This window comes from Chitinophaga sp. W2I13, from assembly GCF_050434005.1.
GTDB lineage: Bacteria > Bacteroidota > Bacteroidia > Chitinophagales > Chitinophagaceae > Chitinophaga.
On record NZ_JBNPWD010000001.1, the window covers coordinates 4,315,925 to 4,342,200 of the forward strand.

The 26,276-nt window shown below is 48.5% G+C and carries 16 protein-coding genes; 15 read left to right on the forward strand and 1 reads right to left on the reverse strand.

Features of this window, described 5'->3' with window-relative positions; translation table 11 throughout:
- Position 1: 1 nt before the first annotated feature.
- The gene (prfH, locus tag QFZ48_RS18030; RefSeq protein WP_429063139.1) at positions 2-616 is read left to right on the forward strand and encodes a peptide chain release factor H; all 615 of its coding nucleotides are present in this window, start codon (positions 2-4) and stop codon (positions 614-616) included.
- A gap of 34 nt (positions 617-650) precedes the next feature.
- Here prfH and QFZ48_RS18035 read toward each other — a convergent pair whose 3' ends face one another.
- On the reverse strand, positions 651-3,194 hold the full coding sequence (locus tag QFZ48_RS18035; RefSeq protein ID WP_429050679.1) for a hypothetical protein: 2,544 nt from the start codon (positions 3,192-3,194) through the stop codon (positions 651-653).
- A 297-nt stretch (positions 3,195-3,491) separates the two neighbouring features.
- Here QFZ48_RS18035 and QFZ48_RS18040 point away from each other — a divergent pair, with 297 nt between their 5' ends.
- From QFZ48_RS18040 to QFZ48_RS18105, 14 genes are all read left to right on the forward strand, one after another.
- Positions 3,492-6,695 (forward strand): SusC/RagA family TonB-linked outer membrane protein, encoded by a 3,204-nt coding sequence (locus tag QFZ48_RS18040; RefSeq protein WP_429050678.1) that lies wholly within the window; start codon positions 3,492-3,494, stop codon positions 6,693-6,695.
- A gap of 19 nt (positions 6,696-6,714) precedes the next feature.
- Positions 6,715-8,520, forward strand: coding sequence for a RagB/SusD family nutrient uptake outer membrane protein (locus tag QFZ48_RS18045; RefSeq protein WP_429050677.1), 1,806 nt, complete (start codon positions 6,715-6,717; stop codon positions 8,518-8,520).
- A gap of 27 nt (positions 8,521-8,547) precedes the next feature.
- Positions 8,548-9,474 carry an endonuclease/exonuclease/phosphatase family protein gene (locus tag QFZ48_RS18050; RefSeq protein WP_429063140.1) on the forward strand — a complete coding sequence of 309 codons (927 nt, stop codon included), beginning with the start codon at positions 8,548-8,550 and terminating at the stop codon, positions 9,472-9,474.
- A gap of 61 nt (positions 9,475-9,535) precedes the next feature.
- Positions 9,536-10,051: a hypothetical protein gene (locus tag QFZ48_RS18055; protein WP_429063141.1), complete on the forward strand. Its 516-nt coding sequence runs from the start codon at positions 9,536-9,538 to the stop codon at positions 10,049-10,051.
- Positions 10,052-10,067: 16 nt separating this feature from the next.
- Entirely contained in the window at positions 10,068-11,711 is a 1,644-nt protein-coding gene (locus QFZ48_RS18060; RefSeq protein ID WP_429063142.1) for a glycoside hydrolase family 92 protein, read from the forward strand.
- Positions 11,712-11,996: 285 nt separating this feature from the next.
- Positions 11,997-12,557, forward strand: a complete 561-nt coding sequence (locus QFZ48_RS18065; RefSeq protein ID WP_429050674.1) for an RNA polymerase sigma factor — start codon at positions 11,997-11,999, stop codon at positions 12,555-12,557.
- A gap of 54 nt (positions 12,558-12,611) precedes the next feature.
- Entirely contained in the window at positions 12,612-13,736 is a 1,125-nt protein-coding gene (locus QFZ48_RS18070; protein WP_429050673.1) for a FecR family protein, read from the forward strand.
- Between the two features lie 205 nt (positions 13,737-13,941).
- Entirely contained in the window at positions 13,942-17,175 is a 3,234-nt protein-coding gene (locus QFZ48_RS18075; protein WP_429063143.1) for a TonB-dependent receptor, read from the forward strand.
- Between the two features lie 10 nt (positions 17,176-17,185).
- Positions 17,186-18,703, forward strand: a complete 1,518-nt coding sequence (locus QFZ48_RS18080; RefSeq protein WP_429050671.1) for a RagB/SusD family nutrient uptake outer membrane protein — start codon at positions 17,186-17,188, stop codon at positions 18,701-18,703.
- Between the two features lie 12 nt (positions 18,704-18,715).
- Positions 18,716-19,585 carry a PKD domain-containing protein gene (locus QFZ48_RS18085; RefSeq protein ID WP_370908249.1) on the forward strand — a complete coding sequence of 290 codons (870 nt, stop codon included), beginning with the start codon at positions 18,716-18,718 and terminating at the stop codon, positions 19,583-19,585.
- A 29-nt stretch (positions 19,586-19,614) separates the two neighbouring features.
- Positions 19,615-20,724, forward strand: coding sequence for an acyltransferase family protein (locus QFZ48_RS18090; protein ID WP_429063144.1), 1,110 nt, complete (start codon positions 19,615-19,617; stop codon positions 20,722-20,724).
- Between the two features lie 288 nt (positions 20,725-21,012).
- Positions 21,013-21,555 carry an RNA polymerase sigma factor gene (locus QFZ48_RS18095; RefSeq protein ID WP_429063145.1) on the forward strand — a complete coding sequence of 181 codons (543 nt, stop codon included), beginning with the start codon at positions 21,013-21,015 and terminating at the stop codon, positions 21,553-21,555.
- A gap of 17 nt (positions 21,556-21,572) precedes the next feature.
- The gene (locus tag QFZ48_RS18100; RefSeq protein ID WP_429063146.1) at positions 21,573-22,700 is read left to right on the forward strand and encodes a FecR family protein; all 1,128 of its coding nucleotides are present in this window, start codon (positions 21,573-21,575) and stop codon (positions 22,698-22,700) included.
- Between the two features lie 130 nt (positions 22,701-22,830).
- Entirely contained in the window at positions 22,831-26,265 is a 3,435-nt protein-coding gene (locus tag QFZ48_RS18105; RefSeq protein ID WP_429050667.1) for a TonB-dependent receptor, read from the forward strand.
- Positions 26,266-26,276 lie beyond the last annotated feature (11 nt).

The window sequence follows — 26,276 nt, forward strand, 5'->3', positions numbered from 1 at the left end:
CATGGAACAACTGATTATACAGATCACCTCGGGCCGCGGCCCTGCAGAATGTTGCAGGGTAGTGGCAAAGGTGCAGGAAATAATGATAAAGGAAGGCCGCGCAGCAGGCATCAGCATACAGGTATTGGAAAATATCAAAGGAGATATTAACGGTACCCTGCTTTCTGCTACGCTGCTGCTCAAGGGGAAAAATATAACGGCTTTTTGCGGATCGTGGGAAGGTACGGTGCAGTGGATTGCACAAAGTCCCTACCGTAAATTTCACAAACGTAAAAACTGGTTCGTGGGCGTATCTGTATTCGATATCAAAAAACAGGTGCAGTGGAATCCGAAAGACGTAACGCTGGAAACCTGCCGGGCCGCGGGTCCGGGCGGTCAGCATGTGAATAAAGTGGAAACCGCCGTTCGTGGTATTCACCGCCCCAGCGGATTACAGGTGCTGGCAATGGACAGCCGCTCACAACTGCAGAATAAACAGCTATGCCTGGAACGACTGGAAGCAAAGTTCCTCGCCTGGCAAACGGACGAGCTGGTAAAACAGCAGCAGGACCGCTGGCAGGAGCATAATGAACTGGAAAGAGGGGATGCGGTGAAAGTGATCCGCCAACGGTTGTAAGAAGAAGGTGTATCGGATGGTACACCTTCTTAATTTAATATTGCTCTATCGCCTTCGTATATTCTATCTCAAACGTTTCTCCGTAAATCCTTTCATACTCGGCAATAAATGAAGTGTATATTTTCTTCGCAGACGCATGCTGCCGCAGCGTTACCAATGCCTTGCATTTTAGCATCACCGCTTCTTCACACAGCGAATCAAAGGTGAGAATACAATCACAGATACTGATCACCTCTTCCGGCTCCGCTGCATGTTCCTCCAGGTGGTGGATCAGCAGCGGAATTGCCTGCGCGGAAATATCCGCTTTGAATTTGTCCAGCCACGGGTATTCTGTTTCCTGCAAAAAAGCGCCTCTTTTTACAATGTCTGCAACCCGGTGAATATTGCTTCCATCGATTGTAATAACGGACAATAAGTGCAGGTACTCGGCCAGATCAACCTTTATCTGCGGATCGTCAAAATGAAAGATCCATTTATCGTTTTCTTTCGCGAGTGTATAGATGCCGGTTTTATCAAGGATACTTTTCAGCTTTACAATATTTACAGAGCGGTTATTTTTGGCATCTTTCACAGAGCGCCCCGGCCATAGTATTTCATTGATTTTTTCGGAAGATATACCCGTTTTACCCGGTAAGGAATGCAGGAATAATAACAGGAACAGTTCTTTTAGCAGCGGGCTGAATAACCGGGTGATATCGTTGCCTTCTTTGTCGAGTACCGTGAAATGCCCGAATAAATAAACAGCCGTTGCTGGTTGCGCAGGAAGGATAGTTGTTGCCGGTACCGGCGGCGCTGGCGCTTCCTGCCGTGGCTCAGTGGGCATTACCGGCTCATCATCTTCCTTTACTGTTTTATTAATTTTTACAGCAGAAATTCCAGCCGCCAGCAAAAACAGGGAAAACCCAATGGCTATTGCCAGCAGCAGCCTCATAACGTATTCGGGTATACGCTCATTGGCGGGGGCTTTTACAGCAAGGCCGTAAGGTGAAAAACTAAGCGTATATATTTTTGCCTTTGTAATGTTATTTTTTGGGGAGAAGAAGGTAACGGCTACCAGCTTATCATTTTGTGGGCAATAGAACAGGTAGGCAGCTGATTTGGTATCGTAGAAATTGTACGGCAAACTGGCCGCCATTTTAACATATGTAGGGTTTTTCAGCGAACCCCGGATCAGCTGCAGGGAAGAATTCATGCGGTCGTTGGGAAATGTCAGTGCAAAATATTCCTGGTGCGCGCTGTTGATGATCATGTTACCGGCCAAAGCAAAAGGTTCTTCCGGTTCCTTCAGCTTATAAATAGTTTTGAAGGTCCTGCGCTTTACATCAAACAGCATGAGGTCGTACAGCGCATGTGGATTCAGCAGCTGGTCACCGGTAATACTGCCGTAGCCACCCAGTATATAAACAGAATCCCCCGCGTTGTTGGCGCCGGCAGCGGCTAAGTAGCGTGGCGTGAAAAAGTCGCCGGTTACATGTACGGTATCCCAGTTCTGATGACCGGGATCATACCGGTGTACCTCATTTTTATAGCGGAAGTCGCCATATCCGCCCAGTGAATAAATGGCGCTGTCGTATAAGGAGAAGAAAATATTGGAATGCCAGTAGTTGGTTACTGCATCCGCATCAATAGACTGACTCCAGCTGGCGGTACCCGAATCAAACCGGGCCACCTGTTGCCTGTCGGGAAATAAATTGTACAGTTGATGCCGCGCAATGTCGTATGCCGACCGGATCCCGGCGGGAGTGCCTTGTGGCTGCCCGAGCGTACTGGCAGCCAATGTGTGCGAACTGCAACTGTATTGATATATGGAATCCCTCCCCGTGATATACACATTTTCAGTAGCGGGGTTCATCGCTACACTGGCATTGCTGTTAATAGAAAAGGAATCGGCCAGCTGCCATCCGGTGAATTGTGGCCGCAGCCAAATGGGGTTTTTAATGGTGGCAGTTTGCCCGGTGAACCCATCTTTTGTAACCGTACCGCTTACCTGGTCTAGCGGCCAGTGGTGCAGCAACTCCTGCCCGGCGGAAATTTTCACATCCTTGAGCCGCATGGGCGCTACATCAAAGGTTTTGAATGTTTTGCGGTAATTGGCGCCGAAGCAAATATTCAGCTGGTGTCCGGAAATAACCGGGTGACGGATACTCTTTACTGCTTTCCCGTTTACAGTAACGAGCAGCGTATGCGCACGGGTGTTAATGTCCAGCCGGATGTTATTCCATTGATGGTACAGGGAATCCCGGTCTATCTTAAAAGAAATCCCGGAAAATTCATTACCGGTAACCACATTAAACGCATACGTATGTACATTATATATCAGGTCAATATTTTGTTTCTTTTCATCGGTTATCCGGAAAATATACCCGAAATAAGAAGAAGAAAAAGGAAGGAAAGACAGGTCAAACGAAAGGGCATATTTATCTTTCACAACCAAAGGTTGCCCGGGGAAAAGATCAAGGGAAGTGCGCGATTCCTGCGGGATATTCTTGCACGCAAACTCCAGTCCGTAAGCTTCCTGGGCTTTGCTGATGATAGTAATAGTCAGTAACGTTAATAACAAAAGAGTAGATCTGTACATTGGCGGCCTTACAATTATTGCTGTAAGAATTTTTCAATTATCCTATGGTAAAAGCGGGTCACCGGCTTTCAATAACGTGGCAAATTACTCGCTAAATAAGTATTATCTCCGATCTGAAAGTTAACTTTAGTTTAAGAAACTTTTCTAGTGTTAATTTAGGCGATTATACACGCATTTCATAATTTATTTTGGGTTAATTCACGCCGTTAATCACCAGTTAACCCGCCCGTTAACCCGCACTTCCTTATTTGCAGCAGACATTTTATTATTCCTGATCTACAAAATCAAAGAATCACCATGAAGAGATGGTTATGCATTCTACTGCTGCTAGGCTACGCATTCAGAAGCACTGCGCAATCGCACCCGGTAAAGGGCAGGGTGGTCGACGACGCCGGCCAGCCGTTGCTGGGGGTGTCTATTAAACTGTCGGGCACGGGCACCGGCACCAACACCGATACCAAGGGTAATTTCAGTATCAATGCTACTGCCGGCGACCGCCTGATATTCAGTTTTGTCGGATACAAACCGGATACCCTCGCCGTAGGTAATCAAACTAATATCCAGGTAGTATTAAAAGATAATATATCCAACCTCAACGACGTGGTAGTGGTAGGATATGGTACGCAGAAGAAAGCAAATCTTACCGGGGCCGTTGCACAGGTATCCGGTAAAGTACTGGAAAACCGCCCGCTTCCAAACCTCAGTCAGGGGTTACAGGGCATGATCCCCAACCTCAACCTGGTACCCGGCGATGGAAAACCGATCCAGTCGCCCGCCTATAATATCCGCGGTACAACATCTATCGGACAGGGAGGAAGTGCCCTTATCCTTATCGATGGGGTAGAAGGGGATCCGGCTATGCTCAACCCCGCCGACGTGGCCAGCGTCACTGTATTAAAAGATGCATCTTCTGCCGCCATCTATGGCGCAAGAGCCGCATTCGGCGTAGTACTCATCACCACAAAAACACCGGTGAAAGACAGGCTGAGTGTAAGCTACTCCTCTAATTACTCTATTAAAAAGCCTACTACCGTTCCCGATATGGTGACTAACGGTTACGAATATGCCAAAAACTTCAATGAAGCCTGGAGCGCCTGGAATGATTATTCCCAGTCGCCGCAAAACATTAATAAAACACAACCCTTCTCTAAAGCATACCTGGATGCCCTGAAAGCGCATGAGGATGATCCCTCCCTGCCAAAAACAATCGTGAATGCCGCAGGTAACTATGAGTATTATGGCAATACCGACTGGTACGGCCTGCTATATAAAAACCATACCACCGCTACAGACCAGAACCTCACCGTTTCCGGCAGCAGCGGTAAAGCCAGCTACTACCTCACGGGTCGTTATTATGGCCAGGATGGGTTGTTCCGCTTTAACACCGACGATTATAAAATGTATAACCTGCGCGCAAAAGGAAACATCCAGCTGTTCCCCTTTTTACAGGTGTATAACAATACAGAATTTTCCAACAGGGATTATCATAACCCGCTCAACGTAGGCGAAGGGGGTGGTATCTGGCGCAATATGGCCGATGAAGCGCATCCTTCTTCCATGCTGCTCAACCCGGATGGTACCCTCACCGCCTCTGCCGCTTACACGGTAGGGGATATGTATTATGGTAAAAACGGACTCGACTGGAACAAACAGGTATTCAGGAACACCACCGGCTTTGTAGCAAATATTTATAAAGATAAATTCAGGCTGAAAGGCGACTTTACCTTCCAGAATACCGCCGATAACCAGAAACGTTTACGCGTACCCGTACCTTACAGCGCAGCGCCAGGTGTAATTGCTTATGTGGGCAACGCCTACAACGATCTTATGATGAGCAATTACAATACCCTCTACCTCGCCTCTAATCTGTATGGTGAATATGAAAACCGTTTTGGGGGAGATGTGCATTACTTTAAAGCCCTCGTTGGGTTCAACTATGAGCAGTCGACCTACAAAGGATTCGCTACCACCCGCAACGGCCTGGTGTACAGCGATGCCAAAGATCTCAGTCTCGCGCTCGGCACCAATGTAAACACCACCGGCGGCTACGACCGCTGGGCCATCATGGGTGAATTCTTCCGGTTGAACTATGCATATAAAGACCGCTACCTCGTGGAAGTGAACGGCCGCTACGACGGTTCGTCGAAATTTCCTTCCGATCAGCGCTATGCTTTCTTCCCCTCCGTATCCGCAGGCTGGCGGGTAGCACAGGAACCTTTCTGGAAAGTATCGCCAAAAATTATTTCCGATCTGAAAATAAGAGGATCCTATGGTTCCCTGGGTAATGGTAATGTGGCATCCTACGCCTACCAGGAAAAACTGGCCATCACACAATCATCCCGCGTGATCAACGGCGTAAAGCAGCAACAAACATCACAACCTGTGGTGCTGCCGGATGGCCTTACCTGGGAAACCTCCACTACCCGCGATCTCGGACTGGACCTCTCTGCTATCAATGACCATCTCACCATTAGCGGGGACGCCTATACGAGAATCACCAAAAATATGTTCACCGTAGGACAAACACTTCCCGCTGTATTTGGTACAGATGTACCCAAAGGAAACTATGCCGACCTGAAAACAGTAGGATGGGAAGTTACTGTGGGGTGGAAAGACCAGTTTAATGTAGCAGCAAAGTCACTGCACTACGCAGTAAGCGTTTCTATGGCCGATTATAAAGCCACCATCACCAAATACAACAACACCAATAATAAACTCACGGATTATTATGTAGGGCAGCGCTTCGGTGAAATATGGGGTTATACCAACGATGGCTACTGGACAAAAGATAACGTATCCCAGGCCGCCAAAACACAGGCGCTCTTTAAAGCCTCCAACAGCGGACAATGGCTGCCAGGCGATATACGGTTTAAAAACCTGGACGGCGATCCTAATATTAATAATGGTGCAAATACACTTAGCCAGCATGGAGATCTTACCATCATCGGTGACACCCTGCCGCGGTATACCTATGGAATCAACCTGAGCGCCGACTGGAATAACTTCTTTATCGGCGCCTTCTTCCAGGGTGTATTACAACAGGATTGGTGGCCGGGATCAGAGTCAGATGTATTCTGGGGACAGTATAACAGGCCCTATAACTTTATGCCTAAATCACAGCAGGGAAAGATCTGGTCGGAAGACAACCCGGATGCATACTTCCCACGCTATCGCGGGTATGTGGCGCAAAACGGCGCGGGTGAATTAAACCCGCCGCAATCAAAATACCTGCAAAATGTGGCATACATACGGCTCAAAAACCTGCAGCTGGGTTATAACCTCCCACACTCGCTGGTATCGCGTGCCAGGATGACGTCCGCACGCGTTTATCTCTCCGCGGAAAACCTCTGGTCGTGGTCGCCGCTGTATAAAGTTACCCGCGACCTTGATGTGGAAAGTATCCGCCGTTCCGATGCTGTAACGGATCAGAACAGTTCCGGTAATGGTAATAACTATCCCATTCTGAAAAGCTATACGATCGGGATCAACATCACACTCTGATAAATAAAAAGGAAAAGCTATGCAACAATATATAACTGCATTACTCCGGAAAAGGGCGGCATTGATACTGGCAGCAGGGATGTTTATGACCGGTTGTGCAAAGAACCTGGATCAATCACCGGTATCCACCGCCACTAAAGACGCCGTGTTTGGAAGTGCCGATGGTCTGAAACTCTATGCTAACTCTTTCTACGACGTACTGCCCGGTATCAATGATATCTATAAAGCAGACGGAATGGCCGATTACAGCGCCGTGAATTCCGTTCCCGATTTTTTAAGACAGGGCGGATATACTTCCAGGACTGCCACGGGATGGGACTGGAAAAATTTGCGCAACATCAATTATTTTATCGCCAACTGTACTGATCAGCGCGTACCGGAAGCAATAAGAAATAACTACCTCGGACTGGCCCGTTTTTTCAGGGCATACTTTTACTTCGATAAAGTAAAACGTTTCGGCAATGTACCCTGGATTGGTAAACCCTTTGAAGTAGATGATCCCGCGTTATATGCAGGCCGTGATCCGCGTACAAAGATCATGGACTCCGTGATCGCCGACCTGGACTACGCCGCTGCCAATATTACGCTCACCAATGATCCTACCTGCAGCCAGATCACTAAAAATGTGGTGTACGGATTTAAATCGCGCGTATGCCTGTTTGAAGGCACCTTCCGCAAATACCAGACGCAGCTGGGCCTGGCGGGTGGGGCCGACAGTCTCCTGACCGCCGCTGCCGCCGCCGCTAAAACGGTGATCGATAGTAAGGCGTTTAGTTTGAACCAGATCGGTGGCGCCACGGCGTCATACCGGCAATTATTTACCAGCACGGCGCCGGTTACCGCCGAAGTGATGCTGGCCAATATTGCTAATGCCAGTCTCGGCGCCTTTAACGACGCCAACTGGTGGTATACCAGCGCAACCTATGGCTCCCGGCTTAGCTTCACCCGCAAATTTGTGAACACTTATCTCAATGTGGATGGTACGCCTTTTACCAGCACACCGGGATATGATACGCTGCCGTTTAATAAAGAAACACTGGGCCGCGATAACCGCCTCCAGCAAACCATCCGCACGCCGGGATACAAGCGCACCAGCAACGGAACTGTGGTGTCTGCACCGCCGGTATTTTCGTATACCTATACAGGTTATATGCCTATTAAATGGTGCCTGGACGACACTTATTACGATAATGGTACCAACAACATCAACGCTATTACCCTCATGCGCTATGCGGAAATCCTGCTGAACTATGCGGAGGCCCGCGCAGAACTGAAGCTGCTCAGCGACGATGACTGGAAAATAACCGTAGGCGCACTGCGTGCCCGTGCCGGTATTACCGGTGGTATTGCCAGTAAACCGGTGGTCATTGATAGCTATTTAAAAAGCAATTATTTTAACGATATTACCGATCCTTCCCTGCTGGAAATCAGGCGGGAAAGAGGCATAGAGCTGGTACTGGAAGGCTTCCGTTTTTATGACCTGGTAAGATGGAGACAGGCGCCGTTGCTCACTGGATCCTGGAACGGTATGTACGTGCCGGCGCTGAATGTGCCGATGGATCTCGACAGCGATGGCGTATTGGATGTTTGCTTCTATCAAACGATGCCGGCCAATCCTGTAAAGGGAGTTACCTATATCAACGTATCTCCTCAGCTGGGTAGCGGAGTAAATCCGCAGCAGTTGTCGCATGGCACTTACGGCGAACTGCATTGGCTGGATAACGTGCCAAAAGAATGGCTGGAACGCAAGTACCTGTATCCCATTCCTTACAACGACCTTCAGCTCAATCCAAACCTGCTGCAGAATCCAGGCTGGGAAGAGTAGTATTGATAACCGTATAAATAACAACAGATGAAGAAAAGCGTAATGCTGGTAATGGCCTGTGTAGTCATTTTCTCCTATGGAGTAAAAGCGCAAAAGTTTAATGTAGCCACCTACAATATGCGCAATGATAACAACAAAGATGATTCCATTGCAGGCAATGGCTGGAAACAGCGGTTCCCGGTGATCGCCTCGCTGATTGCGTTCCACGACTTTGACATTTTTGGTACCCAGGAATGTTTATACCACCAGCTGGAAGATGTGAAAAACAGCCTGCCCGGTTACGATTATATCGGCATAGGCCGCGACGATGGCAAAATAAAAGGAGAATACTCAGCTATCTTCTATAAAACATCGAAATTCAAACTGCTGAAAAAAGGTGATTTCTGGATGTCCACCATTACCGACCGGCCCAATAAAGGATGGGATGCTGTGCTGCCCAGGATTTGCTCCTGGGGCGAGTTTAAAGAAATTAAAACAGGATTTACCTTTTATTTCTTTAACCTCCACATGGATCATGTGGGTGTGGTTGCCCGCTCAGAAAGTGCAAAACTGATCCTTGCAAAAATAAAAGAGATGACCGGTAACAAACCGGTGATCCTTACCGGCGATTTCAACGTAGACCAAACCAGTGATTCGTATGCAGTACTGCACACCTCCGGTGTTTTGGAAGACGCATATGAAACCACCGCCATCCGCTACGCGCTGAACGGTACCTTCAACAGCTTTAAAACCGACAGCAAAACGGACAGCCGTATCGATCATATTTTTCTGACCAAACAGTTTAAAGTGAGCCGTTATGGTATCCTTACCGATACCTATCGCAGCAAACGCCCGGAGGGCGCCACTCCTGAGGCAAACGCCAACTTCCCCAAAGAAGTGCGTATGTCAAAATATATTGCCAGGGAGCCGTCAGATCACTTCCCCGTAATGGCTACGGTGGAATACCGTAAATAATCACCTCTTTTTTATCAACACGGGCCTGCTGATGCGGGCCCGTGTTATGAACAGGCATTCTATGCAGTCACCTTTCTGTTACCTGCCGGTAATCGCCTTACTGTTTCTATATGGTTGCAGCACCAACCCGCAAATTAGTACAGAACAGTATATCGACCCTACTATCGGCAATATTTCCACGTTATTGCAGCCGACCAGGCCTGTGATGCAGCTGCCCAATCAAATGATCCGCGTATACCCGTTGAGGAAAGATCACACCGATGATCAGGTCAGCGGGTTTCCGTTGCAGGTGGCCGCACACAACAGCGGGCCTTTGTTTGTTGTGCAACCTGCCACCGGTAAACTTACACCCGCCGCCTGGCAACAAAAACAAACCTACGACCGGGAAATTATTCACCCCTGGTATTATCACGCCGATTTGCTGGAAAGCAATACCACCGTGGAGTTTACGCCAGGAAGTAAAACAGGGATCTATCGTTTTACCTATCCTGCCGGCATGCGGAAATATTTATTGCTCGACAGCGCCGGGTATCACACACAACGGAACCTCCCTTACTGCACAAACATTTTATCATGATGATGTACCGGTATACTTGTATGGAGAATTTAATACGCCCGTTAACGTTATAACGCTCACGGATACACTGCAATACCTTTCATTCCCCGATACCACCACTAACATCATTACCCTGAAGTACGCCATTTCTTATGTTAGCATGGCGAGTGCGGAAAATAGTTTTAAACGGGAGATAGGTAACAGGAATTTCACCGCAGTACAAAATAATGCTCAGCAGCGATGGAAGGAAATAACCGATCAGATCAGGGTAGAAGGGGGCACCACAGCGCAGCGCCGCTCTTTTTATACAGCCCTTTACCGCTGCTACGAGCGGATGGTGGATATCGCAGAAGATACGCTTTACTACAGCGGGTATAATAAAAAAGTAAATCATACTACCCGCCCGTTTTATGTAGATGACGCCACCTGGGATACCTACCAGGCGCTGCATCCCCTTCGCATGATCCTCCACCCGCAGCAGGAAGCCGACATGCTGCAGTCCTATACGGAAATGTACCGGCAAAGTGGCTGGATGCCGACCTTTCCCCGGTTGTATGGCGATCATCCCTGTATGAACGGGTTTCACAGCACCATTGTTTTCCTCGATGCCCTGCGCAAAGGCATTCCGTTAACAGACCCGGATACAGCATACGCCGGGATGAAGAAGAACGCATTGATGGCTACCATGCTGCCCTGGCGCAATGGACCCAATGGTCCGCTCGATTCTTTTTATTACACCCACGGATATTATCCTGCTTTATCACCCGGCGACACTGAAACCGTCAGCACCGTACATCCTTTTGAAAAACGGCAGGCGGTAGCCGTTACGTTAGGGCATAGTTACGATGACTGGGCCTTGTCGCAATTCGCAGCGGCATTAAAGCAGGATGCCGATGCCCGGCTGTTTGCTGCGCGCGGCGAAAATTACCGCCACCTCTGGAACCCAGGCAATGGCTTTTTTATGCCAAAAGATACTGCCGGCAACTGGATCAATATAGATCCCGCTTTCGACGGCGGGCCTGGTGGCCGCGACTATTACGATGAAAACAACGGCTGGACCTATCTCTGGCAGGTGCAACATAACCTCCCTGCGCTCATCAGTTTAATGGGCGGCGAAAAACGTTTTGAAGCCAGGTTGGATGAACTGTTCCGCAAAGATCCCGGCATGCCCCGTTATGAACTATGGCACAAGTTCCCAGATGCCACTGGCCTCGTGGGACAATTTTCTATGGGCAACGAACCCGGCTTTCACATTCCCTGGCTGTATAATTATGCCGGCGCCCCCTGGAAAACGCAGAAGCGCGTCCGCTTTTTACTGGACCTCTGGTTTAAAGACAATGTATTCGGCATCCCCGGCGACGAAGATGGCGGCGGCATGAGCGCCTTTGTAGTGTTTGCCTCTATGGGCTTTTACCCCGTTACGCCCGGTATCCCCATCTATACCATCGGCAGCCCCATATTCAGCAGGATCACCATTACCCTTCCGGAAAACCGCCGCTTCACCATTATTGCCAACCACTGTTCGGATACCAATAAATATATCCAAAGCGCCCGCCTGAACGGAGAAGTACTTACCTCTCCCTTTTTCACCCACCAGCAACTCACGCAAGGCGGTACACTGGAGCTGGAAATGGGCCCCTCGCCCGATCGCCGCTGGGGAGCGAGCGTACACGCCCTCTAGCGAGGATCGCCTTCGGCGATCACGCGGAGGTTGTCTTTCTCAGGATTACGCTGATTATACTGATTAGTTTGATTTTTACTTTTGTGATTTTATAAAGGATTAAGGGAGATATAAGCGGATATATTCGCTTTTATCTCCCTTAATGTTATTAATCTAAAAATCTAAAAAAAATCCAAAAGTAAAAATCAAACTAATCAGTATAATCAGCGTAATCCTGAGAAAGACAAAATCCGCCGCATTTTACTTATTTTTATAGCGCACCCGGATATCAACCAATTACCACACGTGGAGGAACAAAGTGACATAGCGCTATTACAAAGACTACGGCAATCCGATGAATCGGCGTATACCGAAATATTTCATCGTTATTGGGAGAAACTGTATGCTATTGCATACAACCGCCTGCGTACCCGCGCTGCAGCGGAAGATGTAGTGCAGGAAGTACTGGCCAGCCTGTGGGTACGAAAAGGGGAGCTGGATATCCGCCATCTTTCCGGGTACCTGGCTACAGCTACCCGGTATGCCGTGTTCCGGCAGATCAGCCGTTTATTGCCGGATCATCCGCTGGATACGGCTGATATGGCGCAGCAACTGGTGCAAAACCCCGATATGGACCACCTGGATTATTGCCGCCTCCAGGAGCGGCTGGGACAGGAAATCGCCCACCTCCCCGAAAAATGCCGCCTCGTATTTTTATACAGCCGCCGCGATCAGTACAGCAATAAAGAAATCGCCGCCGCGCTGCAACTGTCGGAAAAAACGGTGGAAGCCCATCTGACAAAGGCCCTGAAACACCTGCGCGTTCGCCTGAAAGACGTGTATCCCTATCTTTCTTTCTTCTTCTGAAAAAAAATCTAAAAACAACTAAGGGTAACAGCAGAATTTCTGTACTCTGTTATTATGCAGCACCTAAAAGACCTGATCCAACGTTACCTGAAAGGCAATGCTTCACCCGAAGAAGTGGAAGCGCTTCACGAGTGGTATGATAGCTTCGACGATAGCGAAGTGCAGCTGCCAGTGGAGCCAGGGGAAGACCGACGGATGCTGGAACAGCGGCTGCTGAACAGGTTGAAGCCAGTGATGCAGGCGCCCAAAGTGAAAAAGATCCCCTTCTGGCGTTATGCCGCTGCCGCGGCCCTGCTGGCGCTGGTAGCAGTAGCCGGGAAAATAGGGTGGCAGCACCGGTATCCATCTCCACAAAAAAATATTATGGCGGATAACGCCACCGCAACAGATAAAGCGCCGGCCAACCAAAAAGCCATGCTTACCCTGGCCGATGGCAGCACTATCACGCTCGATGACGCAGCCAATGGCGCCCTCGGTAAACAAGGCGGCGCAAACATCATTAAAAAAGAAAAAGGACAACTGTCCTACCAGGCAGGTGATGCCACCGGCGAAGTGGTGTATAATACCCTCACCGTGCCCCGTGGTGGCCAATTCCAGCTGGTATTGCCGGACGGTACCAGGGTATGGCTCAACTCCGCCACTTCCCTGCGTTACCCTACAAGTTTCCAGGGAGCAGAACGGAAAGTGATCCTGCAAGGACAAGCCTACTTTGAAATTGCCGCCGACGCCGCACAACCCTTTAAAGTACAGGCCAATGAAATGGAAGTGCTGGTGCTGGGCACCCGCTTCGATATGATGGCCTACCCCGATGAACCTACGATCAACGCTACCCTGGTGGATGGAAAAATAAAAGTACAGGATAAGATCCTGCATCCCGGTCAGCAGGCCGTGCTGGCCCTGTCAGGCCACCAGCTCACCGTTCGCGATGCCGACGTCAATAAAATTATGGCCTGGAAAAACGGACTCTTTGTATTTAATAATATGGACCTGCCAACCATACTGCGGGAAATTGCCCGCTGGTATGATGTGGAAATTGTGTATCAGTCCCCACCCGGTAAAGAACTGTATGGTGGCGGAATCAGCCGGAATCTTAATTTGTCAGCCGTATTGCGCGTGTTAGAAGAAAACGGAACTAATCACTTTAAAACAGATGGAAATAAAGTAGTGGTATTACCGTAAAACCTGTAAAAAAAGCATATGAAGTAACACATTGAACAATGAAAAAAGCCGGAGGTGGTGACACACCCCCGGCAGCAGCTCAGCATCCTGTAAGATCAGCGACGATCATTTAAGAATTCTAAACCTTATTAAAAGTATGCATTTAAAATTTAAGGAGATACCATTTCTCCCAAAGGGACTTTTATTAACCAAAATTTTGCGGGTTATGAAAATGACCACCTGGCTTATCCTGATCGCCTGCCTACATGTAAGCGCCAGGAGTTTTTCACAACAGGTTACCCTCTCTGTGAAAAATATGCCGTTACAGAAAGTATTTGCAGAAATAATCCTGCAATCGGGGGCTACCATCGTATACAATGAATCCGCCCTCAAAAATACCACCCCGGTTACCTTACAGGTAAGCAGCGCCTCCGTGCAATCGGTATTGGAGCAATGCCTGCAACACCAGCCGGTAACGTTTTCTATCAACAACGGCGTATTCGTTATCCGCCCAAAGTCCGATCCCCCGCCACCGCCAGTGGATACCACTGGCCGTATTACCGGTATAGTACGTGGCCCTGACGGCACACTGCTCCCCGGCGCTACCGTAATCGTAAAAGGCACCAGCAGGGGCAACGCCACTAATGCAGGCGGGCAATTCACCGTAGCCGCCAACGCCGGCGAAATATTGGTATTCACTTTCACCGGCTATGATAAACAGGAACTGCCCGCCCGCAACGGCATGCAGGTAACCCTGCGAACCGCCAACAGTCAGCTGGACCAGGTAGTGGTAGTAGGCTACTCCGATAAAAAGAAAAGCGAATTAACCAGCGCCGTTACCGTTGTAGACGCCGCAAAACTGAAAGACGTTACCACCAACGACGTAGGTACTATGCTGCAAGGTAAAGTAGCTGGTCTCCAGGTGGTAAGCAGTTCCGGAGTGCCCGGCGCCGCGGCAGAAATTCGCATGCGCGGCATTTCTTCGGTCAACGCGTCGCAAAGCCCGCTCGTAGTAGTGGATGGTATCATTGGCGGCAACTACGACCCCAACGATATTGAAAGCGTAACGGTGCTTAAAGATGCCGGCGCCACTGCCATGTATGGCTCGCAGGCCAACGCAGGTGTGATCATCATCACCACCAAAAGAGCCGCCTCGGGTAAAATACAGTTCCAGGCAAAAGTAACCACCGGCTTCCGCACGCCCGACTTTGGCACCATGGACATGATGAACGGCAGTGAATTGTATGAACGCCAGAAAGAATATTACCGCGACTATATTCCCGGCGCTTCCAACAACTCCTATAAAATAGACCTGCTGAAATTTTACAATGAGCGGCCGCTCGACCTGCGCAACCAGAACTACAACTGGTTAACCGATATGTTCCAACGTGCACCCATGCAGAACATATATCTCTCTGCCAGTGGCAAGTCGGAAAAATCAGACTACTACCTGGGCCTCTCTTACTACAACGAGAAAGGAACTTTTATGAATACCAACTACCAGCGCGTAAACCTGAGAGCCAATTCTACCTACCACTTCACTAAACGTATCAGCTTAACCAACAACATCAACCTCAGCGGCTCCTTTGGTAAAACATACGACTACAACGATATGTATTATGCTTATCTCAACATGCCCTGGGATAACCCGTACGACAGCTCCGGTAAAGCATTGTATGTAGATGGTAACTCGCCCTTCAAATGGTGGTCACGCGATAAGGTAAATCCTATTCACACCATTAATAATTCAGAGCATCCCTACAAAAATTTTGATGTGAATTATGACATGGGGCTTAACATCGGTATCACCGACTGGCTCACCTTTACCAGTACTAACCGGCTTTCGCTGGGATACAATAAAAATAAAACCTGGTATTCGCCGGATGTGGCCGGGCAATACCATAGTACCGGTTACCTCAGTGAATTCAGTACACTTAACTATGGATACATCTCCAACAACCTGCTGAAAGTAGATTTCCGTATGGGCGATCACCGCATCAGCGGCCTCGCGGGCGTGGCGTTTGAAGGCAGCAATACCGACGTGCTGGGCGCCTCCGGGAAAGGACTGCCCGCCGGGTTAAAAGTGCTGAACGTAGTAGCCAACAGCCAGATCGTAAATGGTAGTATCAATGAAGCCATTATACAGTCGTTCATCTCACAGGTAAACTACAGTTACCTGGATAAATATTTCCTCACAGGATCATTCCGTGTGGATGGCTCTTCCAATTTCCCATCCGGTAACCGCTGGGCATCTTTCCCATCTGTTTCTGCCGCATGGTTAATGAGTAATGAAGATTTTCTGAAAGATAATGCGGTGTTCACTAATCTGAAACTCCGCGCCAGTTACGGCGTTACCGGTACACAGGACATAGGGTCATCGCGCTACCTGGCGTTGTTTTCACTGGCTAGTCAGTACAACGGACAAATAGCGGCAACACCATCACAGCTGCCCAGCCCGGATCTCACGTGGGAAAGCAAATACCAGTGGAACGGCGGTATCGATATCGGGTTGTTTAAGCGCATTGACCTGAGTGTGGATGTGTATAACAACATCACCAAAAACCTGCTGCTGCAGGTATCACAACCACTGTCGGTTGGCTTTGAAACACGGTGGCAGAACGTAGGGGAACTGGTGAATAACGGTGTGGAACTGGGCATCAGCTCGGTGAATATCCGCGGCCGGAAATTCCAATGGAGCACCGATTTTAATATCAACTTCAACACCAACAAGCTGCAAAAATTCCCGGCCAGTATCATTAACACACAATCTACCTGGAGTATTTCACAGATCTACCGCAATGGCGGTAACCTGTATGAATTTTATATGCCCAAGTGGTTAGGGGTAGATAAACAAACCGGTGCACCTTTATGGGAAGTGGTGGATAAAGATGGCAGCAGGTCATCTACCTCAGATTATGCCAGCGCCACCTACCAGGAAGTAGGCTCCGCACTGCCAAGGTTCCAGGGAGGTATGACCAACACCTTTACCTATAGCGGTATCTCTTTAAGCGCAAATATCTATTTCCTTTCCGGCAACAAAGTATACAGTAATAACCTTCGCTTTGTGGAAAATGATGGCAACGAACCTTACTATAACCAGGTGAACCTGCCCAAAGGCAGCAGTACCTGGGCAAAGCCCGGCGACAATGCCACGGAGCCCAGTCCGCAGAATTCTGCCAACAGCACGCAAACGTCTACACGCTTTTTGAAAGACGGCAGTTTCTGGGCATTGCGTAACATCAGTCTGAGTTATGAACTGCCAAAAGCATTGGTAAACAGGTGGCGCCTCGATGGTGTAACCGTTGGCTTCACCGCCGATAATGTGCATACGTTCACCAATTTCCTGGGACAGGATCCGCAAACTACCATCACACCCGGATCACAGGTGATGCCGGGCGTTTCGGATTTCAAGTATCCCAACAACCGCCAGTACCTGTTCAACATTAATTTCAGATTCTAAAATGCCTGTCATGAGATCAGCGATTATAATATTAATACTACTGCCTGTGTTGTTATGGCAAACAGGTTGTATGAAAGATGTGAATCCAAGCGATGCCCTCACCACAGAAACCATTACAGGTTCTCCCGAAGGGCTGAAAAATGCCGTGAACGGAGCATATTCACTGCTGAAAGATCACGTGCCGTTTAATGGTACCACCGATGATAACAACATGTACCTGCGGCAGTATTTCCAGTTGTCGGATTTTGCCAGCGATGATATTGTATGCGGACAAACAACAGAAGATCCCCTGTTTTATAGTTTCTCACTTGGCCACTCGCCAACGCAAACGAATACACGCTATTTCTGGTATATCTCCTATAAAATTATCAACGACGCCAACACCGTTATTGAAGCGGTGGAAAAGCAGGCCAATCCTGATGCTACCACGCAACAGATGTTGGGTGAATGCTACTTTCTGCGAGCTTTCAGTCATTTTAACCTGGTGAAATTATTCGCCATGCCATACGCACAGAACCCCGGCGCTCCCGGTGTAATCCTGCGTACTTCTACCAGCGATCCTGCACAAAAGGCACGGGCCAGCGTAGGAGAAGTATATGCACAGATCATTGCAGACGCCAGGAAAGGAGCGGAACTGATGTCGCAAAGCAGGGGATCACAGTACGCTTCCCGCGAAGCGGCATGGGCACTGCTTTCCAGGGCATACCTGTATGAAGGGAACAATGACAGCACCACTTACTTCGCATCGCAGGTAATTTCATCCGGCCGCTATTCACTGGCTACCTCCGCTACTTATCCCGATCTGTTTGCCAACGCAGCCGCCGGTACTGAAACCATTTTCTGTGTGGCCTTTACGCAACTGGACGACTACGGTAAGTTTGGTTCTATCGCCTCTATGATCTATTCCAACGGTAACTCCGGCTGGGGAGAAGAATTTGCGTCCGCGTCGCTGAGGGATACCATGTCCGCTAACCCGGAAGATGTACGCTGGAAATATATTATACCCCTGAAAGATGACAATGGCGTATTGCAGCAAAAGAATGGCATCGATATCTACTATATCTCCAAATTCTCTGGTCAGGGGGGAAGTCCTACGCTGAGCTCACCCATTCTTTTCCGCCTTGCGGAAATGTACCTGAACAGGGCGGAAGCCGAAGCCAAAGCGGGCAAAACAGCCGCGGCGCTCGACGACCTGGATATGATCCGCACCAACCGCGGCTTGTCGGGTGCATTGTATCATCAACAGTTGCCTGCCGGGAAAACCGCACTGGATGTGGTGCTAAAGGAAAGGAGACTGGAACTCGCCTTTGAAGGTCACCGCGCCTATGATGTGTACCGCAATAAGAAGCCCATGAACAGAACCTACTGGGGTTATCATTTACCGGGCCTGAAAGAATCGGATATCAACCCGGCAGTAAATCCTTCCGGTTATGCCGGCATGGTAGTGCAGCCTGATAATCCGAAGATCATCTATTACATCCCCATCGATGAAATAGAAACCAATAAACTGTGCGTACAGAATCCTTAAAACCACCTGATTATGCAAAAGCAACTGCTCTATATATTTATGCTGCTGTGCGCAGCTTCCGCCTGTAAAAAAGACGATACCAACCCGGCGCCGCTGGTAGTATATACCATTGAAGTAGAAGGGAACCAGGTATCTTTTAATAACACTACTACCGGTGCTACCTCCTGGAAATGGGACTTCGGCGATGGTACTAATTCCACCGAGCAAAGCCCGGTGCATACCTACCAGGGTAAGGGTAAATATGTGCCAACCCTGTACGCCACTTCCGCTGCAGGGGTTACTGCGGAAGGGTCTACCGTGATCCGGATCTCCAAAACCTCACCGGTGAAACTCACTGATAACAGCCTGGCCGACTGGGATACCATCAGCCAGAATGTGATCACTGCCGGTCCGGCAGGCGGCGTTTTCAAAAAGCTGAAATTCGATTACGACGGACAGTTTATGTATTTCTATGGAGAGATGAGCGGTAAACTGGCCGATGGCGCTATTTTCGACGTGTATATCGACAGCGACAACAGCGACGCCACGGGCCTGATCACTTCCCTGTTTACCGGCGCGGCTTACGATGTATTGCTGGAGGGGCAGCTGCTGCTCAATCAGAACACGGCGCCTATCCCGATGGCGATGTATTATCATAACGGACCGCAAACCAGCTTCAGTTTCGATGTGCAATCAGGAACGGATTTCTTTACGATGGGCACCATTAAAGAAGAAGGGGGGACCATCCGTTTTGAAGGAAAACTGGACCGCTCAAAAATAAAGGGCTTTACGGGAACGGCTATACGGCTGGGCATGGTGGCCACTTCCAGCGATTGGTCCACACAGCTGGGCACCATCCCCGATGAAGGCGCTGCCGCTTTTTTATTAAATATGCCGGAATAAATTATTAATTTAAGCCTACAAACAGGACAATGAGCCAAACAACCAATGTCAGTCAACGATTGATTTCCCTGGATGTGATGCGTGGCCTTATTATGATTCTCCTGGCCGGAGAAAGCGCCCGCATCTATGAGTCGATAGCACATTTACACCCCACGGGGGTAGCCGGCAGTCTAATAACGCAGTTTTTTCACCACCCCTGGAACGGGCTACGGGCCTGGGACCTGGTGCAACCTGCTTTTATGACAATGGCCGGTGCTGCGATGTTCATCTCTTACTATTATAAAACGCAAAAGGGTATTACCTGGTCACAAAATTTCCGGCATATTGCCCTGCGTTGTTTAAAGTTGTTTATATTTGGTACTGCCCTCCATTGCGTATATGCAGGAAGGTTAGTATGGGAGTTATGGAATGTGCTCACGCAGTTATCTGTAACCACCCTGATCGCTTACCTTATCATACGCCGTTCCTTTGGTTTCCAGCTGGCCATAAGCCTTTTACTGTTGCTGGCAACTGATTTAATGTACCGGTTTGTTTTATTGCCCGGTTTCGAAGAGCCATTTATACAAGGTCATAACTTCGGAGCTTTTATGGATACTGTGCTGATGGGTAAGATCAACCCTGACGGATGGGTGACCATTAACTTTATCCCCACCGCCGCGCATACCATCTGGGGCGCGCTGGCCGGGAAGTTACTGATCAGCGACCGGCCGCGGGCGCAGAAAATAAAGATCCTGGTGATCGCAGGGCTGATAGGGCTTGTCACCGGGTTCGGACTGGACCTGGCAGGCATCACGCCGATCATCAAACGGATTGCCACTGCCTCTTTTACACTGGCTTCCGGGGGATGGGTAATGCTGGTAATGGCCGTGCTGTATTGGATTATAGATGTAAAACAAAACGTGCGTTACGCCTGGATAGCCACCGTAGTGGGTATGAACGCTATTTTTATTTACCTCTTCTTTGAAACGGTAGGCGCTCAATGGGTAAATCCCACCACCGGCATCTTTGTAAAAGGATTTACCGCGCTGGCCGGAATCCCGGAAAGCATCCGGGAAATATTATCCGCCTTTGCAGTACTGGCGCTGGAATGGGGCCTGTGCTACTGGCTGTTTAAAAAGAAGATCTTCTTTAAATTATAGGCTATCTACTGAAACCCCCATGAAAACAAAGCTCCGGTATCCTTTACCGGGGCTTTTAATTTTTTTACCGCGCCCGTATAATTTTCCGATTTTATTATTTACCTTGATTCCAGTTTAATAGTCAATTAGCCAAAATCTTTAGTATCAACGTGAACAATGGAAGAATTAAATTTCTTCCGGATCATTTAATCAAAGTCACTGTAATAAGGTTGCCAATTGGCAGCGTTACAGATATGTTATGTGTTTAAGCTACCTGTAATGAATAATTACCAATAAGGTTCCGGTTACATGAGTCATTCTTCAGACATAGTATTGGTGCAGCGGTTAAAGGAAGGCGATGCTTCAGCATATGATGCTTTATTTATGAAGTATCACAAGCTGCTTTGCCTGAATGCCTATTGGTTCCTGCGGAATGAGGCAGAAGCCAATGATCTTGTACAGACTTTCTTCCTGGACATTTGGGACAAAAAATTATACCTTCATTTTTCAGGTGATATCAAGGGATACCTGCATCAGGCCGTCAAAAACCGTTGCCTCACGTATCTTAAAAAGCAAAAGGCGGAACTGGAAAATAAGGTGGCATTCACCCAGTTACAGGATGAAACCTGTATGGTAAACACCGAAGTTTCACCGGATTATTATAAACAGGTATTAACGGTCATCAACGATATGACGGTACAAAAAAGATCGGCTATACAAATGGTGTATATCCAGGGAAAACGGTACCAGGAAGCAGCGGATGAAATGGGCATCAGTATCAATTCTTTCAAAACCCACCTGAAAAGAGGGCTGAAAGTATTACGTCATGCAATTACTAATAAGGGGTATTAGCCCGCGTTTTGTTAACAATGGAGCAGGCACAGGAAAAAATATTTGAATTATATCTACAACGTTTGTCGGGAACACTCTCCGCAGAAGAGGAGGAGTATGTCCAGGAAATGCTGCAGCATGATGCCGGCTTCAAAGCGCAGTGGGATCAGCTGGAACAGGAGAGCATGACCCTTCATACAGACAGGTATCTTCAGCAGATTGACTCTGATGCGGCCCTGCACCGCATTAAGGAAGAAAGAACAACACGCCGCCCGGTTATACACCTGAAAAAGTGGCTGGCCGCAGCCGCTATACTGCTATTGGCAGGCAGCGGTACGTACTATTTCTTTACCCGCACAGCACCGGTAATTTCGCCATCGGTGGCCATGCAGCAGCAAAAGCAACCGGTTCGCCTGTTGCTGAGTAACGGCGAAAAAGTAGAGCTGAGCAAAGACAGCAGCGCCAAAACCATCGCACTTAGCAACGCCACGCTGAACACCAGCAACGGCGCCCTGCAATATACTTCTGCCGACACCGTATTAAATACCCTCGACGTTCCTGCCGGCGAAAGCTACAAGCTTACCTTGTCGGACGGTACGGAAGTGTGGCTGAATGCCGCCACCAGGCTGCGTTTTCCTTTTCATTTCGGCAGGGCGGCAAGAGAAATATATGTAGAAGGGGAAGCCTATTTTAAGGTGGCCGCCAATGCGGAAAAGCCTTTTATTGTACACACAGCACTTACCAGCGTACAAGTACTGGGAACAGCTTTTAATATTAACACCTATCAGCCGGGAACAGTAAAAACGGCCCTCGTACAGGGCAGCGTTATCACCAAAGGGAAAACGGGCGAACGCCAAACCCTGCAACCGGGTATCCAGGCCGACTACAACGCCGGACAGGGATTTGTTACCAGCCACTTTGATGAAGAAGAAGTGTTATCCTGGCGCAACGGGGTTTACTATTACCACCGCATGCCGCTTACAACCCTGATCGCCGCCGCTTCCCGCTTCTACGGGATGCGCTTTGTATTAGACAAAAATAAAGAAGCCGGACAGGTGGTAACGGGCCTGATGGACCGTAACCGGCTGGAGGATTTCTTATCCGATCTTAAAACAACTGCCCATATCGAATACCATTTATCAGGTAATGAAATTACCCTGAGATAGATTTTTCTTCTCTCAAAAAATATTTTTACTACTCCTTGTCACCCGTTTTCTGAAAAACGATGTAGTTGTGATGAAAGCATTTGCTACGGTGATTTGCTGTACCATCATTTTAACTTGTAAACATTCCCGAATGAGAAAAAGTATACGCCACTGCCAGCTGGCTATGCGAAACGTAGTGCGCATGTTGGTGCTCTGTACCCTTATATGCACTTCCTTTTCGAGCGTGAAGGCGCAAACACCGCCGCCTTCACTGCAGTCAATCGTCACGGTTACCGGTAATGAGGTAACCCTCCTGCAGATCTTCCGGGCCATCAAAAAACAAACAGGGCTTACCCTGGTGTACAGCAATCAACTGCTGAACGATGGGGAAAAAATGTCGCTCAACTTCCAGCAGGCAAAACTGGAGGAAGTACTGGCTTTTATTTTTAAAGATAAAAATATCAGCTACGTATTGCAGCGTAACCGCATTGTACTCGACAAGAAAGCAGCGGTGCCGGAAACCACGGTCACCGCGGCGGCAGAGAAACAATCGGAGTGGCTGGTGCGCGGGCAGGTAATGGATGTAGATGGAAATCCCCTGCCTGGCGCCACTATTACGGTAAAAGACAGTAAGAAAGGAACTGTTACCGATGTAATGGGCGTATTTTCCATTGCGGCCAACAAAGATGATATCATCAAAGTGGCGATGATGGGCATGAATCCCGAAGAAGTAAAAGTGGTGAATCAGAAAACACTCAAAGTGAGCTTAACCGCAAAGGTGGATAAGCTGAACGAAGTGGTGGTAGTAGGTTTTGGCAGCCAGAAAAAAGTAACGGTAACGGGCGCCGTATCCACCGTAAATATGGCCGATATGCAAACGCCGGTGCGCTCCTTAACTAACGCATTGGTGGGCAAGGTAGCTGGCATAATATCCATGCAGAGCGCCGGAGGGGAACCGGGTTATGACAATCCCAACTTCACCATCCGCGGTATCGGTACTTTCCAGGGAAGCGTTTCCCCGCTCATCATTGTTGATGGCGTGCAAAGGGAAGATGTAAACAGCACCTACGGCGGCGCTTTTAATAACATTGATCCGGAAGATATCCAGAGTATTTCGCTGCTGAAAGATGCTTCCGCTACCGCAGTGTATGGCGCGAAAGGCGCCAACGGCGTACTGATCATCACCACCCGCAGAGGGGTGGCCGGTAAACCAAAGGTATCCGCTAAAGCAGAAACGGGTTTCAGCGGGCTAACCCAGATGCCGAAAATGCTGGACGGCGTGAATTATATGAAGTTGTATAACGAAGCCCGTACCAATGCCGGCGATGAACCGGTATACTCTGATGAATTGATCCGTAAAACAGCCAGCGGACTCGATCCATATATCTATCCAAATGTAAACTGGATCAAAACTATTTATAAGGACTGGGCCACTATGGCAAACGCCAATGTGAATGTAAGCGGCGGCGGAGAAGCCATGCGCTACTATGTGTCTATGTCGTTTTACAACCAGGACGGACAATACAAAGTGAATAACATCGGCTACAATCCCAACCTCAATTTCAAAAGATATGATTTCAGGAGCAACGTGGACCTGAACGTCACCAAAACAACACTGCTTTCCCTCAACCTGGCTTCCATGCTGGTAAACACCCGCTACCCGGGTAACTCCGCCGGTTCTATCTGGTATTCCACTTACGCTACCAATCCCATCTCTTTCCCGGTATCCTACCCGGATGGTAAATGGGCAGGCCCGGTTAACAACGGTGGTGCCAACCCGTTTAACCTGGTGCAAAACGCTGGCTACTCCACAGAATTCAGACCTTCCATCCAATCCGTGTTATCCCTTAATCAGAAACTGGATGTAATTACAGAAGGACTGAGCGCCAATGCCCGGTTTTCTTTTGATACTTACAGCGAATTTGATAACAGCAGAACCGGTGTAAATGACCTGTTTTATGCGCCCGGCAGAAACGAAGATGGTAGTCTCTTTTATAATCAAACCAGGATAGGCAGTACTTACCTGGGCTATGGAGCCTCTTCCACCGGCGAACGCATGATGTACCTGGAAGGTAACCTCACCTATGATCATAGCTTTGGTAAACATAATTTCGGTGGATTACTGGTAGGTAGTATCCGTAACAGGTTGGTGGGTTCTGCCGGAGATGTAAAAGGAGCCATTCCTTACCGTAACCAGAGCGCTGCAGCCAGGGTCACTTATTCCTATATGGATAAATACTTGGCAGAAATGAATATGGGCGCCACCGGATCTGAAAACTTTGAACAGGGAAAAAGATGGGGTTACTTCCCGGCGGGTTCCGTTGGCTGGGTGATTTCCAAAGAAAACTTTTTCCTGCCTTATACCAAAGTGATCAATCTCCTGAAGATCCGCGGGTCTTACGGGATGACAGGTAATGACCAGATCGACGGGAACCGTTTTGGTTATCTCACTTATTATAATAGCGGTGCGCCTGGAGTGTCTTTCGGCAGCTCCGGTACGCCTTCCTATAATGGAGGCGTTAATGCAGATGTAATAGGTACAGAAAACCTCACCTGGGAGAAATCTGCCAAAACCGATATCGGCCTGGAAGTGGGTTTGTGGAATAAACTGAATATTATCATAGATGGATTCCAGGATAAAAGAAGTGCGATCCTGGTTGCCCGCAAATCCATTTCACCCATTGCAGGATACGGCTCCAGCAGTATCTATGGTAACATCGGTGAAATGGTGAATAAAGGAATAGATGGCAGCATGGAGTATACCGGTCATATCGGAAAAGATATTTCGATTCGTTTATTCGGCAATATTACCTACGCCAAAAACAAGATCATCTACGCAGATAATCCCATAGCCCTGTATGCATATGCACAACAGGAAGGACATAAGTTTGGCGAATTCAAAGGCTACCAGAGCCTCGGGTTATTCACCAGTCAGGATGATGTGGAGAAAAGCCCGCAACAGTTCAGGGTAGTGCATCCCGGTGATATAAAGTATGCAGATCTCAATAACGATGGCAGGATCGATGGTAACGACCAAACCTATCTAGGTAAATCCAGTTTCCCTACCTGGTCATACGGTTACGGCTTTAATTTTGGCTATAAGAAATTTGAACTCTCTGCCGTTTTTGCAGGCGTGGCAGATGTAGGCATTATGGCCAATGGCATAGATGTACGCGGCAATGGCGCCGGGGCCGATGGCGTAGGTGTTATTCCTTTCGCCGGCATGGGGCAATATTCCGCCAGTGTACTGGAAGATATGATGAACAGGTGGACACCGGAAAATCCCAGTCAGAATGTGCGCTATCCACGTCTTACCGTAGCTAATACCAACGACAATAACTATTTAAGTAGCAGCTGGTGGATTAAAGACGGTAGTTTCATGCGTCTGAAACAGGCCACTTTCAGCTACTCCTTTATCACACCGGATATGAAACGCAAAGGCATCAGCAGTCTGCAGGTATACACCACTGCTACCAACATGCTCACGTTCACGAAGTTCAAATTATGGGATCCGGAACTGGGCAATTTCGCGGCAAGGTATCCTTATCCGAAAACCGTTACCCTGGGTGTAAGAGCACAGTTTTAATCAAGATCAAA